This window comes from Thermaerobacter subterraneus DSM 13965 (genome assembly GCF_000183545.2).
In the GTDB taxonomy this organism is placed as follows: domain Bacteria; phylum Bacillota; class Sulfobacillia; order Thermaerobacterales; family Thermaerobacteraceae; genus Thermaerobacter; species Thermaerobacter subterraneus.
In genome coordinates this window covers 91,567-106,039 of record NZ_JH976535.1, presented here as the reverse complement: position 1 = coordinate 106,039, position 14,473 = coordinate 91,567, and the positions used below count along the sequence as shown (strand labels likewise).

11 protein-coding genes, 6 tRNA genes and 1 other RNA gene are annotated in these 14,473 nt (G+C 71.1%); 16 read left to right on the top strand and 2 right to left on the bottom strand.

Annotated elements, in window-relative coordinates:
* The first annotated feature begins 96 nt into the window (after positions 1-96).
* Both serS and THESUDRAFT_RS00510 read left to right on the top strand, forming a co-directional pair.
* Complete coding sequence (gene serS / locus THESUDRAFT_RS00515; RefSeq protein ID WP_006902738.1) at positions 97-1,371, top strand: serine--tRNA ligase; 1,275 nt, start codon at positions 97-99, stop codon at positions 1,369-1,371.
* 330 nt (positions 1,372-1,701) lie between these two features.
* A tRNA-Ser gene (locus THESUDRAFT_RS00510) sits at positions 1,702-1,789 on the top strand.
* 121 nt (positions 1,790-1,910) lie between these two features.
* On the opposite strand, the gene THESUDRAFT_RS00505 is transcribed toward THESUDRAFT_RS00510, so the two are convergent.
* Positions 1,911-2,183 carry a YqhV family protein gene (locus THESUDRAFT_RS00505; protein ID WP_006902736.1) on the bottom strand — a complete coding sequence of 91 codons (273 nt, stop codon included), beginning with the start codon at positions 2,181-2,183 and terminating at the stop codon, positions 1,911-1,913.
* A gap of 306 nt (positions 2,184-2,489) precedes the next feature.
* On the opposite strand from THESUDRAFT_RS00505, the gene THESUDRAFT_RS00500 reads away from it, so the two are divergent.
* The 7 genes from THESUDRAFT_RS00500 (at position 2,490) to THESUDRAFT_RS00470 (ending at position 9,076) form a co-directional block, all read left to right on the top strand.
* On the top strand, positions 2,490-3,950 hold the full coding sequence (locus THESUDRAFT_RS00500; protein WP_006902735.1) for an ISLre2 family transposase: 1,461 nt from the start codon (positions 2,490-2,492) through the stop codon (positions 3,948-3,950).
* Positions 3,951-4,056: 106 nt separating this feature from the next.
* A tRNA-Ser gene (locus THESUDRAFT_RS00495) sits at positions 4,057-4,148 on the top strand.
* Between the two features lie 21 nt (positions 4,149-4,169).
* A tRNA-Arg gene (locus THESUDRAFT_RS00490) sits at positions 4,170-4,244 on the top strand.
* 232 nt (positions 4,245-4,476) lie between these two features.
* Positions 4,477-6,138, top strand: coding sequence for a spore germination protein (locus THESUDRAFT_RS00485; RefSeq protein WP_006902734.1), 1,662 nt, complete (start codon positions 4,477-4,479; stop codon positions 6,136-6,138).
* Complete coding sequence (locus THESUDRAFT_RS00480; protein ID WP_006902733.1) at positions 6,138-7,412, top strand: Ger(x)C family spore germination protein; 1,275 nt, start codon at positions 6,138-6,140, stop codon at positions 7,410-7,412. The genes THESUDRAFT_RS00485 and THESUDRAFT_RS00480 overlap by 1 nt, the downstream gene beginning before the upstream one ends.
* A 110-nt stretch (positions 7,413-7,522) precedes the next feature.
* A complete protein-coding gene (locus THESUDRAFT_RS00475) occupies positions 7,523-7,753 on the top strand; it encodes a hypothetical protein (RefSeq protein WP_006902732.1) in 231 nt (76 codons plus the stop codon).
* A 123-nt stretch (positions 7,754-7,876) separates the two neighbouring features.
* Entirely contained in the window at positions 7,877-9,076 is a 1,200-nt protein-coding gene (locus THESUDRAFT_RS00470; protein WP_006902731.1) for a GerAB/ArcD/ProY family transporter, read from the top strand.
* 223 nt (positions 9,077-9,299) lie between these two features.
* Here THESUDRAFT_RS00470 and THESUDRAFT_RS00465 read toward each other — a convergent pair whose 3' ends face one another.
* Entirely contained in the window at positions 9,300-9,752 is a 453-nt protein-coding gene (locus THESUDRAFT_RS00465) for a QueT transporter family protein (RefSeq protein WP_006902730.1), read from the bottom strand.
* A gap of 271 nt (positions 9,753-10,023) precedes the next feature.
* Here THESUDRAFT_RS00465 and THESUDRAFT_RS00460 point away from each other — a divergent pair.
* The 7 genes from THESUDRAFT_RS00460 (at position 10,024) to THESUDRAFT_RS00435 (ending at position 14,467) form a co-directional block, all read left to right on the top strand.
* Positions 10,024-10,096: transfer RNA gene (locus tag THESUDRAFT_RS00460), tRNA-Arg, on the top strand.
* A 244-nt stretch (positions 10,097-10,340) separates the two neighbouring features.
* Positions 10,341-10,943 (top strand): tRNA adenosine(34) deaminase TadA, encoded by a 603-nt coding sequence (gene tadA / locus THESUDRAFT_RS00455; protein ID WP_006902729.1) that lies wholly within the window; start codon positions 10,341-10,343, stop codon positions 10,941-10,943.
* 162 nt (positions 10,944-11,105) lie between these two features.
* Positions 11,106-11,192 (top strand) — tRNA-Ser (locus THESUDRAFT_RS00450).
* A 143-nt stretch (positions 11,193-11,335) separates the two neighbouring features.
* A tRNA-Ser gene (locus THESUDRAFT_RS00445) sits at positions 11,336-11,422 on the top strand.
* A 70-nt stretch (positions 11,423-11,492) separates the two neighbouring features.
* Positions 11,493-11,756, top strand: an RNA gene (gene ffs, locus THESUDRAFT_RS12575) — signal recognition particle sRNA large type.
* A 73-nt stretch (positions 11,757-11,829) separates the two neighbouring features.
* Positions 11,830-14,175, top strand: coding sequence for a DNA polymerase III subunit gamma/tau (dnaX, locus tag THESUDRAFT_RS00440; RefSeq protein WP_006902728.1), 2,346 nt, complete (start codon positions 11,830-11,832; stop codon positions 14,173-14,175).
* Positions 14,135-14,467, top strand: a complete 333-nt coding sequence (locus THESUDRAFT_RS00435) for a YbaB/EbfC family nucleoid-associated protein (RefSeq protein WP_006902727.1) — start codon at positions 14,135-14,137, stop codon at positions 14,465-14,467. The genes dnaX and THESUDRAFT_RS00435 overlap by 41 nt, the downstream gene beginning before the upstream one ends.
* Positions 14,468-14,473: the final 6 nt, after the last annotated feature.

Sequence of the window (14,473 nt, the reverse complement as noted above, 5' to 3'; positions counted from 1 at the left end):
GGGAAGCGGGGGTCCGGCCAGCGTGCTCGCGCGGCCGGGTGCTTCCGCCCTGAGTGGGGCGGTGCCCGCCCACCTCAAGCGAAGGGGGAACGATCGTTGCTGGACCTGCGCTTTGTACGCCAGCATCCGGAAGTGGTGCGGGAAGCCCTGCGCCGGCGGCGCCTGGATGCGGCGGACCTTGACGCCCTGCTGGAGGCTGACGCCCGTTGGCGCCAGCACCTGCAGCGGCTGGAGGAATTGCGGGCCCGCCGCAACGAGACTTCCGAGGCCATCGGGCGCTTGCGCCGTGAAGGGGGCGATGCCTCGGAACTCATTGCCGCCATGCGCCAGGTGGGCGACACCATCAAGGAACTGGAAGAGCAGGTGCGCCAGCTGGAGCAGGAGATCCAGGACCGGCTGCTGCGTTTGCCCATGATTCCGGACCCCGAGGTGCCCGACGGCGACGACGCCGGCGACAACGTGGAGGTACGCCGTTGGGGCACGCCGCCGGAGTTCGGCTTCGAGCCCAGGGCCCACTGGGATCTGGGACCTGCCCTGGGGATCCTGGACTTCGAGCGCGCCGCCAAGATCACCGGCGCACGCTTCACCGTCTTTCGCGGCCTGGGCGCGCGGCTGGTGCGGGCACTGATCCAGTTCATGCTGGACCTGCACACCCGGGAGCACGGCTATACCGAGGTGCTACCGCCCTTTCTGGTCCACCGCCAGAGCATGATCGGTACCGGCCAGCTGCCCAAGTTCGAGGAGGACGCCTTCCGGGTGGCCGACTCGGACTTCTATCTGGTCCCCACGGCGGAGGTGCCCGTCACCAACCTCTACCGGGACGAGATCCTGGACGCGGGCCAGCTGCCGATCTACCACGTGGCGTACACGCCCTGCTTCCGCGCGGAGGCGGGGTCGGCCGGCCGGGACACCCGCGGGCTGATCCGCCAGCACCAGTTCGACAAGGTGGAGCTGGTGAAGTTCGTCCGGCCCGAAGCGTCGCCGGAGGAGCACGAGAAACTGGTGGCCGATGCCGAGGCGGTGCTGCAGCGACTGGGCCTGCCGTACCGGGTCGTCCTGATCTGTACGGGTGACATGGGCTTTGCCCAGGCCCGGCAGTACGACCTGGAGGTCTGGATGCCCAGCTACGGGCGTTACGTCGAGATCTCGTCCTGCAGCAACTACCGCGACTACCAGGCGCGCCGGGCGAACATTCGCTTCCGCCCTGAACCCGGTGCGCGGCCGCAGTTCGTCCACACCCTCAACGGGTCCGGCCTGGCCGTGGGACGTACCCTGGCGGCCCTGCTTGAAAACTACCAGCAGGCCGACGGCAGCGTGGTGATCCCGCCCGCCCTGCGTCCGTACGTGGGGGTGGACGTGCTCCGGGCATAAAAGGCGTTGCGGACGAGCGACGCCGGGCCCGTGCACCGTGGTCCCGGGGGGCAGGCGTTCCCGTGGGGCGGGCGCGGGCGCCCGGCGTGCACGCGGCAGGCACCCACAGGACCGGGTGTCCCAGCGGCAGGGATCCTGTGCCAGCCCGGGCGAAGCCGGTAAGGGGCAGGCCCGCGGGCGTCCGGGGCTCCACCTGCGCCCCCGCGGCTCCACCCGCGCCCCTGGGGCTCCATGCCGCGCCCCCGCGGCTGCGTGCCGTGTTACCGCGCCGTGTTACAATTCTGAATGTCCCGGTCCGGGTGCCTCCGGCCGGATGTCTTCGTACGGTCCGGAAGGGTGGCGGAGTGGTTGAACGCGGCGGTCTTGAAAACCGCTGTGGGCCTCCGGCCCACCGTGGGTTCGAATCCCACCCCTTCCGCAGGCCTTGTTCCCGCGCGAGCGGCCCGCCGGCGGGCAGCGTAAAGGCGGGAACCCCGCGCGGCACTTCAATGCCGCCCCGGCTGCCGGACCGGCCCAGCCGACTGGCGACGGCTGAGCCCTTACCCGATGCGGGTACCAATGAGGATCAGAGCCACGCCTCCCAGGATCAGGGCCAGCTTGAGGGGCGGCAGGGCGCCGGCCAGGCCAGCCAGGCCGATGGCCGTGGCCAGCATCATGGCCAGCGGCCCCGCCCCGGCCAGGAGGGCGTTGATCTCCAGCGCGCGGTCGACGCGGCCGTAACGCCAGATCAGCACCGCCGCCAGCACCTCCAGGCTGCCCGAGAGGAGCCGCGTCAGGGCCATGCCGGCCACGTACGGGTTGGGCGGTACCACAGGCCTCGCCTCCGTTCCCAGTCCACCCTACGCCGGCCGGCGTCCGCCCATGATGGAGTGCCGCCCAAGTGCCAGTGGTTGTGGGCCGGCGCGCCCGGTGCGCGGGCCCTACGACATCCCCGGCGCGCGAGCCCTACGGCATCCCGGTGCCCCCGTACCCGGTGCCGGGGGGACCCGCCTGGCGACGAGGGACTGCCTAAAGTTTCAGTAGGTGCTGGTGGGGGAAAAGCGAAGGAGAGACCTCACCAGGTTGTCCCAAACGGGACAGCCGATCCTTCTGGCCAAGGATGGAGGTGAGGCCTCTCCATGAAGGATGTGATTCGCCGCATCGGGGAGATCACCCTGCAGCTTGCGCGGGTTGTGGAAAAGGCCGTGTGGGAGGCGCCGGACTTTCGAATGCTGGAGGTGGCCGTGGTCCGAGGGGCGCAGGAGGCCGCGAGGCAGCTGCTGGTCACGGCCTTGGAGGCGCTGGACCGGCAGCTGATGGAGCAGCGGGACCGGCGGCAACTGAAGTGCGTCAACCGGCAACCACGAAGCCTGATGACGTGGGTGGGCGAGATCCAGTGGGAACGGCGGTATTACCAGGAGCGGCCAAGCGGGGTACGGCGGTTCTTGCTGGATGAAGTGCTCGGGTTGGCGCCGCGGCAGCGGTACTCGCCGCTGGTGCAGGAGTTCGGGATTCAGCTGTGCACCCAAGTGCCGTTCGCGGCGGCAGCGGACTGGCTGGAGCGGGTGAGCTGCGGGGCCGTGCGGCTGAGCGCCATGGCCTTGTGGGCGGACGTGCAGGCGGCCGGGGCCCGAGCGGACGAAGCGGCGAAGGCGCAGCGGGAGGCGGTGTTTGAGCGGGGCGAGATCCCGCCCGGGAGCCGGCCGGCGGCCGCCGTCGACCTGGAGTTTGACGAGCTGCTGGTGCGGGGCCGGCGGCGCGGGCCGGATGGGCAGAAAGAGCGGATCGCGCTGATGCATGCACTGGCGTATGAGGGCAAGGCGACGGACGCGCGGGGGCGGACGGTGCTGAAGAACCGGCGGGTGCACGTGGCCGTGGGCGAAGGGACGGCGTCCATCGAGGAGGCGCTGGCGGCCTTTGCGGCGGCGTGGGATTGGGCCCGGGTGGAACAGTGCACGGTGGGTGGGGACGGGGCGCCGTGGATCCGCAAGGTGCTGGAGTACCTCCCCCAGGCCACCTATCGCCTCGATCCGTTCCACCTCAAGCGGGCGCTGCGGCGCGGGCTGCGGCATGATCCGGAAGCCCACCGGCAGCTGGCGGCGGCGCTGGCCGAGGGGAAGCCGTGGCCCGAGGTGGCGGCGATCCTGGATGCGGCTCGCCGGCGGGCGCAGGGAGACGACCGCGACCGCGTCCAAGAGCTGAAGCAGTACATGAAGAACCACTGGGACGGCATCGTGGCCGACGCGAACGTGCGGCGGCTTGGTGCGATCGAGGGGCAGAATTACCACGTGCTGGCCCGGCGGATGAAGCGACGGGGAGCGTCGTGGAGCGAAGGCGGGGCACGGCACCTGGCCCGCCTGTTGGCGGCCCGAGCAAATGGGGAGCTCGAGCGCTATGCGCGTCCGGTCTGGCAGCGCCGCCAGGCGCCACCGGTGGTGTCGACCCCGCAAGGCCGGCTGTTCGGGCAGCGCCTGAGTCGGAGCGACGTGGAGGATGTCGCCCAGTGGCTGCGGGTGCGGATCCCGGCGCTCTACGGGCCGCATGCGGACCGTGAGTGGGTGCAGGCGTTACGGCACCTGGCCGGCCTTTCTGTGGCGTAACCGGAGCATGGGTCGGGGGGATCCACCTACCGAAGCTTGATGCAGTCCGACGAGGGGCGCGGGTTGCACCGCCCGCAAGCCTGTGCTAACATTGGGGCTGTCGCCGGGAAGGGTGCCTGAGAGGTCGAAAGGAGCCGCCTGCTAAGCGGTTGAGGGGCCTTTAAAGCCCCTCCGAGGGTTCGAATCCCTCCCCTTCCGCTGAGCGCCAAGCCTACTCGTGCGCCGTTAGCTCAGTCCGGATAGAGCGGCTGACTACGGATCAGCAGGTCGGGGGTTCAAATCCTCCACGGCGCACCGAAGAAGCCCGGAACCAACCGGGTTTCTTCAGCCGTTCCCAGCCCGGGAGCTAAAGCTCCCGGGCTTTTGCTCTAGGCAGAACCGGATGGCAGTCACCGCCAATCCGGTTCTGCTTTTGCAACAGCCGGCAGGGGCGCCTCGGGCATGACCCTGCGACATCCCCGTCAACCTAAGCGCGGAATGGTAGGTGCCGGCGACCGGCTGACCGGCCGTCCCTGGGGGTGGGACCATGCCGCTGTTCTTCCGTCCGGGACCCTGGTACCGAAAGCCTGGAGGTCAGGACAGGGATTGGCGTCATCTGGAGGGCTCCTTACGGCACCTGGAGACGAGCCTTCAGGACCTGCGCTCGACCCTGGACCGGACCTTGTTGGTGGGGCGTCGCAGCCTGACGGGCCGCCTCCAGGAGGATGTCCAGCTCTTCAAGCGCGCCCTCGAGCGGATCGACGACTTTGTGGTCCGCAGGATCTGGCTGCGCAACGGGGCGGGTGTGGCCCTGCTCTTCATTGAGGGGCTCGTGGACACCCGAGCGGTGCAGGAATTCGTCCTGGCGCCCATCCTGCGGGTGCGCAGCGAGCGGCTGCCCCGGGGACGGCGCCTCCAAAAGGTGCTCACGGAGCGCGTCCTGCCCACCACGGGCAACATGCGGGCCAAGACCATCGATGGCCTGCTTAAGGGCATCCTCTCCGGCAGCGTGGTCCTCCTGGTGGACGGCTGCACCGACGCCCTCAACATCGACATGCGCAAGCTGCCGGAGCGATCCGTGGAAGAGCCCTCCATGGAGCCCGTCATCCGCGGACCGCGGGACGGCTTCACTGAAGACCTCCAGACCAACATCAGCCTGATCCGGCGTAGGCTCGCGGACATTCGCTTAAAGGTCGAACAGGTACGGGTGGGCCGTGTCACCCACACCCAGGTGGCGGTTTGCTACCTCCAGGGCATCGCCAACCCCCACCTGGTCACGGAAGTCCAGAGCCGGCTCCACCGCATCGAGGTCGACGGCATCCTGGAGAGCGGCTACATCGAGGAATGGATCGAGGACAACCCAGCCTCCATCTTTCCCCAGATCCTGCACACGGAACGGCCTGACGTGGTGGCCGGCGCCCTGCTGGAGGGCCGGGTGGCCATCGTGACCGACGGCACTCCCTTTGTGCTTGTGGTCCCCATTTCCTTGTGGACCCTGCTGCAAACGACGGAGGATTACAACGTTCGCTTCGTCGCGACCACCGCCCTCCGCTGGCTGCGCTACCTGTTCACCATGGTCGCCCTACTGCTGCCCTCGCTGTATGTGGCCATCACCACCTACCACCCCGAGATGCTGCCCACTCCCCTGCTGATGACGGTGGCCGCCAGCCGCGAGGGCATCCCTTTCCCTGCCGTGGTGGAGGCGCTACTGGTGGAAATCATCTTTGAAGCCCTGCGGGAGGCCGGGGTGCGCCTACCCCGCACCATCGGCCAGGCGGTCAGCATCGTTGGTGCCATCGTCATCGGCGAGGCGGCGGTCATGGCAGGCATCGTGTCGGCGCCCATGGTGATCATCGTGGCCACCACAGGCATCGCCAACTTCACCATCGCTCGCTTCAACTTGGCCTATGCCATCCGGTTGCTGCGCTTCCCCCTGATGCTGCTGGCCGGTTTGTTGGGCCTTTACGGAGTGATAGTGGGGCTCATGGCCATCCTGATCCACTTGGCCGGACTGCGCTCTTTTGGCTACCCCTACCTGGCACCGGTGGGGCCGCTCAACACACCCGACCTCAAGGACGTGGCCGTGCGGGCGCCCCACTGGGCCATGACAGAGCGGCCCACCCACCTGGCTCGCCGCAACTGGCATCGCGCCCGCCCGGGTTTGCAGCCCAGCGCCCGGCGCTGGCCCGGGCTTGGAGGGGCACCTTGATGGCGGGCCACAGCGACCTGGCCGGAGCCGGCCTCCCCGGAGCGCGAAGCGGTCCGCCCGGAGAACCGGTGGGGGAGCAACGGGGCCTCCCTTCCGCGCTGTGGGGCCTTCGGTGGGGATGCCTCCGGATCGCGGCCCTGCTGGTCCTGGCCGCGTTCGTCCTGACCGGTTGCTGGGACCGGGTGGAGATCAACGACCGGGCCATCGTGCTGGGCATGGCCGTTGACCGGGACCAAGGCGGCCGCTTTCGGGTCACCCTCAGCGTGGCCGACCCGGCGCGCTTTCCCCGGCCGGGCCAGCAAGGATCCAGCCAGGTGGGGCAGAAGCCGGTCAACTACATCCAGGGATCGGGGCGGACGCTGGCTGACGCCCTGTCGCTGATCCAGGAGACCGTACCCCGGCGCCTGTACTACTCGCACCTCAAGACGGTGCTCATCGGCGAGGGGGCGGCGCGCCGGGGCATCGGGCCGGTGCTGGACTTCCTGATGCGGGATGCCCAGCCACGCCTCGAGCTCATGGTGGCCGTAACGCCGGGGGAGGCGGGCCCCAAGTTCATCCGGGCCACCCCACCACTGGAATCGTTGCCGGCTGATGCCCTGCGGGAGCAGATCCGACTGCGTCTGGGCATCGTGGTACCCCTCTACCGGCTGGTACGGGCCCTCTACGAGCCGGGGCAGGAACCCGTCCTACCGCGGGTGGAACTGGCGCCGGTAACGAACGGCGGAATGCCGGTGCAGGGCTGGTTTGTGAACGGGGTGGGGGTCTTCAAGGGGGACCGGCTGGCGGGATGGCTGGATAACGCCACCACCCGCGGCCTGATGTGGCTGCGGGGCGAGATCCAGCACGGGACCATCACCGTCTCCTTGCCGGGCGGCTCGGTCAGCTTGCGCCTGTTGCGCGCGAAAACCCAGCTCCAGCCGATGGTGGATGGGGACCGGGTGGTGATACGGGTGCAGGTGGCGACCGAAGACGACCTGGTGGACAACCCCGCAGGCCTCGAGGTCTCCTCCCCTGCCGCCATTCGCCGGATCGAGGAACTGGCCGCCCGGGAAATCGTCCGCAGGGCCGAGGAGGCTCGCACCGCCCTGCAGGATCGCCTGGGTACCGATGCCGCCGGATTTGGTGCCACCCTGCGGAAGCGCAACCCCGCGGCCTGGGCCATGCTGGGACCCCGGTGGGACGAGGTCTTTCCCCGGGTGGAGGTGCGCTATCGGGTCCAGGTCGACGTGCGCCGGCCCGGGCTGACCACCGGCGCCCCCGCCCGCTCGCGGTGACCGTGAGGACAGGCCGGAAGGCGCCCTGCCCCGGCCTCGGCGATGGAAGGGCTTCGGCAGGACCTCGGTGGCCGTGCCCGACCGAAACCCGTGGTTGAGGAGGGGATACAGTGCAAGTCCTGCTGATGTTGGCCCTGGTGACGGTACTCCTTGGGATCGAGCTGCCACCCCTCCTGCGCCAGGGGTCGCGGCGCCTGGTGGCGGTGTACCTGGTCTTCATGTCCCTGGCGACGGGCATCGGCGTTCTCCAGGGGCTCCACTGGCAGGGGCCCACCTTGGTGGACCTGTTGAACACCCTCTTCACCCCGTGGCGGCTGTGGATGACCCCGGATAGGGGATGACCCGGGGGGCTATCACGGCGGCAGCGGCCCCGTCCCCGCGGCCGCCGAGGGCCGGCACCCCTCCAGCCGCCACCCTCCACCCGTCACATGCTGGCCCCGCAGGTTCCGGGAAACACTACCTGTATGATCCCGTACCAGCCCCGCAACGAGCAGGTATCGCCCCGGCAGCTCTTTGTGCTGCTTTTCTTCACCATCTCACCGACCACGGTCCTTGCGCTGCCGGCCATGATCGGGCAGTACGCCGGCCATGACGCGTGGCTGGCGGTGGCGCTGGTCACCCTGGCCGGGGCGGCTGTGGTGCGGCTGCACCTGGCCCTGGCTCACCGCTTTCCCGGCCAGGGTTGGACGGACATCCACCGCCTGGTGCTGGGGCGCTGGTTGGGGTCGGTGGTCAATCTCCTGACCTGGGGTTGGGTCCTATTGACCGCCGCCGTCATCGCCCGGGAATTCGGCGAGTTCGTCGTGGCCACGGTGCTACCCCTGACGCCACTGGTGGTGATCCAAGGAACGGCCCTGGGCCTGGCCATGTGGGTCGCCCGGGACGGGCTGGAGGTGCTAGCCCGGGTGGCGGAGCTGCTGTTCCCCGTGATCGCGGCATCCTTCGTGTTCCTGCTGGTGTTGCTGCTACCCAACATCGACGGGCGCGCCATCCTCCCCCTGCTGGAGAGCGGCTGGGGGAACCTGTTGCGCGGTGCGGTGCCGCCCCTGGCCTGGCTTGGGGAGACGGTGTTGTCCCTGGTCATCCATCCGTCCCTGGCCGACTGGGATGGCGCCCGGCGCGCCGGTTCGGCTGCGGTGCTGGTGGTGGGTGGGCTTTTGACCCTCCTGACCCTGGGGACCATCCTGGTGCTGGGGGATACGGCCGCCCTGTTCACCTTTCCCCTGTTCGCCGCAACGCGCACCGTCAGCATCGCCGATTTCATTGAGCGGCTGGAACCCCTGCTGACCACCGTTTGGGTGGGCGGGCTGGTGATCAAGATGGGCGTCTGGATCTTTGCCGCTAGCATCACCGGCGCGGGCGCCTTCGGGGTCGACGATTACCGCCCGCTGGTGACCCCCATAACGGCCCTGGTACTGGCGCTGTCCATCTGGCTATTCCCCAGCAGCTTGGAGATGACCGACTTCCTGGCCCGCACCTGGCCTTTTCTGGCGCTGCTGTTTCAGGTGGTGCTACCGGCCGCCGTTCTCCTGCTCGCCCTGGTGCGCGGCGTGGGCGCCCGGGGCGCCGGTTGCCCGTCCCCGGAACCGGCGGGCAGCCGGGTGGGGGGAGCGTCACCGTCCGGAGCGGCGAGACCCGGTGGTGCCCCGGCAGGCGGGCGTTAGCCGAGGCGCCGGCGGCCCGCCACGGAGCCGGGCGGCCAGCTGGCTCCAGAAGGATGCGGCGCACGGTCTCGAAGGTTGCCGCCCCCGCGGCGGGGGCTGGCTTGCGAACCGGCATGCCAGCAGAGCGGGCGGCGCTGCGCGGCACCGGCTGCGGGGACCGATCAAGGGACGCAATGGCTCAGTGCGAGGTGGCTGAGCGCGAGGTAGTTCGGCGCGGGGTAGTTCAGCGCACCTGGCGGCGGCGGAGCACCTGAACCAGGGGATAGCCAAGAAGAAACACGACCCCCGCTTCCCCGGCGCCGATCCACAACACCCAGGGCAGGTAGGGGGTATGGGTCAGGTAGGACAGATAACCGCCGACCAGCACGGCGTTCAACACCACGGGCGCCAGATAACCCACCGGGTGGAAGGGGAAGCGGCGGGTGATCAAGGCCGCGGCCAGGGTCACCAGGGAGCCTCCGACCACGTCCCAGAGGCCGAAGGGGCTCTGGAGGTTGGCCAGGGCCACGCCGGCAAAAAGGCCCGGCACCGCCTCCGCCCAGAGCATGGGCAGCAGGGTGAGGGCCTCGCTCACCCGGAACTGGACCTGCCCGAAGGAGATGGGCTGGAAGATCAGGGTGAGCACCACGTACAGGGCGGCGATCATGCCCGCCCGCAACCAGCGCCGGAGGTCCATGCCATGCGCTCCTTCCTCAGGCATCGTCGCACCTTTCCCGGCCGTCCCCAGACCGGGCCGCGCCGGGACGCCGTCCTTCCCTTCCCGGATTCCGGAGGCCGGGCAACCGCCGGGCGGCACCGGGTTCGGCTGGCTCTTTGCCGGCCCGGCTACGGCCGCCGGCGCACGACCGGGGCGACCCCGGCGAACCCTGTCAGGCCGGGTCGCCCGGCGGCCAGGGTCCATGATAGAATAACCGCGTGGCGGCGCGTAGCCCGGCGGTCCGCCACATGCGCCCGTAGCTCAGGTGGAAGAGCGCTTCCGTCCTAAGGAAGGCGTCGGGGGTTCGAGTCCTCCCGGGCGCACCGTGCAGCGTCATGGCGGGCGCACCACGGGGCGGGGCCGGTGGCACCGGCCAGCGGCTGGACCGCAGACCGCTCCGTCCCGCCGGATCCCGGCCAGAGCCCGGCTGCTCTGGCCTTTCTCATCGCCTCTTTCGTCCCCGGCCGCGGCCTGAGGGTGCGCCGGCCGAGGGCGCACCGCCAGCCCGGTGTCCTGAGGCGGCGGGCGCGCGGGCGGCCCCGGCCAGCTCGGAGAGGGGGTGCCGTAGTGGCCGGTACCGTTCATCCGGACGAACCGGCTCCGGGCACCGCGGCCGCGGAGGGTGGCGCGCAGGCCGGCGACGACCCGGACCAGCGGTACATGGCCGAGGCCCTGGCCGAGGCCCGGCGCGCCCTGGCCCTCGGGGAGGTTCCCGTGGGGGCGGTCGCCGTCTACCAGGACGCCATCATCGCCCGCGGCCACAACCTGCGCGAGCGGCTGGGCGACCCCACGGCCCACGCGGAGATCCTGGTGCTGCGGGAAGCGGCTGCGCGCCTGGGAGGCTGGCGGCTGGAAGGGGTGACCCTGTACGTCACCCTGGAACCTTGCCCCATGTGCGCGGGTGCCATCGTTCTGGCGCGGGTGCCGCGGCTGGTCTATGGTGCTCGCGACCCCAAGGCCGGCGCGGCCGGCAGCTTGATGAACCTGGTGCAACATGATAGACTGAATCACCGAGTCGAGCTGCGTTCCGGTGTGCTGGCCGACGCCAGCGCCGCTTTATTGCGGGGCTTCTTCCGCCGGCTGCGCGACACGGGCTTGCGGGATCCGGGCGGCGTGTTCCCGGATCCCGGTATGCGGCCCGATCCCGGTGGAGCCGGCCCGGGCGCCTGAACGTGTGGGCCGGACCGGCGGCGGGGGCGGCTGGCGGCGGCGGTGAACCGCCGTCGCGGCGGCCGGGGAGGGCCGGGGCGGAACACCGGAGCGTGGCCGGCGGGGGTCTGCGGCGCTGTGCCCCCCGAAGGGGCGAGGCCATGGCCGGGTCGCAGGCAGCATGGAAGGGTGCCGGAGTGGTTGAACGGGGCGGTCTCGAAAACCGTTGTGGGCGCAAGCCCACCGTGGGTTCGAATCCCACCCCTTCCGCAGGATGCCGGCCCGGCCGCACTCGCGGTCCGGTCCCGGGACCGGCCCCGGCCCGCTGCTTGGATGCCCGTCCCGGACGGCCGGCGGCGGTCCGGCCCAGCTGAAAAAGCGAGCAGGGCACGACGGAGAACCGTCCACGGCGAGGAAGGGTGGCCGAGCGGTTTAAGGCACACGCCTGGAGAGCGTGTGTGGGCGCAAGCCCACCGTGGGTTCGAATCCCACCCCTTCCGCCCTTTTTGTCTTCAGGTCTCGCCTTTCTTGCCTTGGGTTTTGGTTCTGGCCTTTACCTTTATGCTTTGGCCGTGCTAGACGGGGAGGTAGCGGTGCCCTGTACCCGCAATCCGCTATAGCGGGGTCGAATTCCCGTCCGAGGCCCTCGCGGTCGGGGCCAGCACCGGACACGGGGTGTTGAAGGCCGGGTCCCGCGCAACGCGGACTCGTGAACCCCGCCAGGCCCGGAAGGGAGCAACGGTAAGCGAGCCACCGCGTGTGCCGCGGGGTAGCCGGGCCGGAGCCCACGGTTCGGCCAGCGCCCGGGTGCGGGTGTCGACGACGGGTGCACGGCCAAGCCTTTGCGGGAGGGCGACGGCGGAACCGCTACCGCCGCCGCCCTTTCTTCTTGGCAGGGGGGGTTTTGTTGAGCCAGCCCTACCAGGCCCTCTACCGCAGCTGGCGGCCCCAGCGCTTCGACGGTGTGGTGGGGCAGGAGCACGTCATCCGGACCCTGGCCAACGCCCTGCGCACCGGCCGTGTGGCCCACGCGTACCTCTTCGCCGGGCCGCGCGGCACCGGCAAGACCTCCGTCGCCAAGCTCCTGGCCAAGGCCGTGAACTGCCAGTCCCCCGAAGGCGTCGAGCCCTGCAACCGCTGCGATCTCTGCCGGGAGATCAACGACGGCTCCACCATGGACGTGCTGGAGATCGATGCCGCCTCCAACCGCGGCATCGACGAGATCCGGGAACTGCGGGAGCGGGTGCGCTACGCGCCGGCCCGCGGGCGGTACAAGGTGTACATCATCGACGAGGTCCACATGCTGACCACCGAGGCGTTCAACGCCTTGCTGAAGACCCTGGAAGAGCCACCGACCCATGCCCTCTTCATCCTGGCCACCACCGAGCCCCACCGGCTGCCGGCCACCATCGTCTCCCGCTGCCAGCGCTTCGACTTCCACCGGCTGAGCCCCGAGCAGATCGTCCAGCGGCTGGAGGCGGTCTGCACCGCCATGGGCGTCGAGGCGGAACCCGAAGCACTGCGCCTGCTGGCCCGGCTGGCCGAAGGCGGCCTGCGGGACGCCTTGAGCCTGCTGGACCAGTGCCTGGCCATGGGCGGTGACCGGCTGGAGGTCGCCGTGGTGACCGAGCTGCTGGGGCTCGCTCCGGGGGAAGGCATCCTGGCCCTGACCCGCGCGGTGGTGGAAGGCGACATGGGCGCCGGCCTGCGGGCGGTGGCCGACCTCGCTGCCCAGGGCGTCGACCTGGCCCAGGCCCTGCGCGACTGGGTCGCCTGCTGGCGCGACCTGCTGGCCCTCCGTTCCGGCCTGGACAGCCGGCACCTGCTCTATGCCGGCGAAGACCTGGCGGCCCGGCTGGAGCCCCTGGCCCGGACCCTGGACGACGCCACCGCCCTGGCCTGCTTTGATGCCCTGGCCGAAGGGGAGGCGCTGCTGCGCTGGAGCGGCCAGCCCCGCCTGGCCTTGGAGGCCGCGCTAATCCGGGCGGTGGGGGAGCGGCTCGCCCGGCTTCCCGGTGGTGCCGCAGGCACGGCGGCGGAGCCGGCCGGCGCCGAACCGGCCCGCACCGCCTGGGGCGGCCGGCCCGGGGATGGGGGGCCGGGCCGGGGGGCGGGGGCGACCGTCCCCGCAACTGCACCCGCCGCCGGGCCGGAGCGGCCCCAGCCGGAGGCGTCCGGGCCGGAAGGGCCGGCCACCCGGACGCCCGCCCGGGAGCGGTCCCGGCCCACCGGGGGGAGCGGGCAAGCCTCCACAGCAGGCCCGGCACCGGCGGGGCCCGAGCCCGCTGCGGAGGGCGGCGCCGCGCCGGGGCAGGCGGCGGCCGCCCCGCCCCAGGCGCTGGCCCGACAATGGGAGCGCTTCTTGCAGTCCCTGCGCCGGCGGCGGGAGTGGACGGCCCTGCATGCGCTGCTGCGGGCCGCGGGCGCACCCCGGGTGGCGGGGGCCGAGCTGGAGATCCCCTTTGCCCAGCCGGGGATGGCCCGGACGGCCGAGGTCAAGCTGCCCCAGCTGCGCCGCGCCATCGAAGCCTTTCTCGGCGCGCCGGTACCGGTCCGGGTTACCGTCGGCAACGGTGGTCCACCTTCCGGCCCGGGGGCGTCACCGGCCCAGGCCCAGGAGGCCGACGGACCGGCCGCCGCCCCCGCTGCCGCGCCGTCCAGGGAGCCGGAAGGGCGTGCGGACGGGGCGGCCCCCGAGGTCGCAGGGGCGCAGGAGCCCCCCACCACCCCGGTGGACCCCGGGATGCAGGTGCCTTTTGGGCCCGCTGCGCCCCAAGGTGCCCATGCCCGGCAGACCCCGGACCTGCAGGAACGCGATGCACCCCCTGCGACCGGGGGCGACGGCGCGGCCCAGGAGAGGGAAAGGGGAGCGGCGCCGCCTCGTGGCAGCGGCAACACCCCGGGGGCAGGCACGGCGTCACGCCCGGCGCCGGGGCCGGCCCAGGGGCAACCCGCGGAGAGGGGTGCCCCCGGCAACTCCAGCGAACGGGCGGCAGCCCGGTGCCATCCTCCGCTGGGGCAGGGGGGGACCGATGCCCAGCCTCCGCGGGCGCAGCCGGCGACCCCGCCCGATCCTCCGCCGGCGCCGGCGGCGACCGCACCGGTGCCGGGTTCGTCCGACGAGAGCCTGCCGCCGGACCTGGACGCGGTGCAGAGGGCGGCCTGGGAACTCTTTGGAGGGCAGTGGATCCCGGTAAAGGAGGAATGGCAGCGTGAGCTTCGGCCCCATGGGCAAGATGCTGAAACAGCTTGAGAAGATGCAGCAGGAGATGGCTCGCCTGCAGGAAGAGCTGGGCCAGCGCGAGGTGGAGGCCACGGCCGGCGGCGGCATGGTCAAGGCGGTGGTCAACGGGCGCCAGGAGCTGCTGCGCCTGGAGATCGCACGGGAAGCCGTCGACCCTGACGACGTGGAACTCCTGCAGGACATGATCGTGGCGGCGGTCAACGAGGCCAGCCGCAAGGCCCAGGAGATGGTCCAGGCCGAGATGGCCCGGGTGACGGGCGGGCTCAAGCTGCCGAAGCTGCCGGGCTTGCCCGGCTTCTAGGGAGCG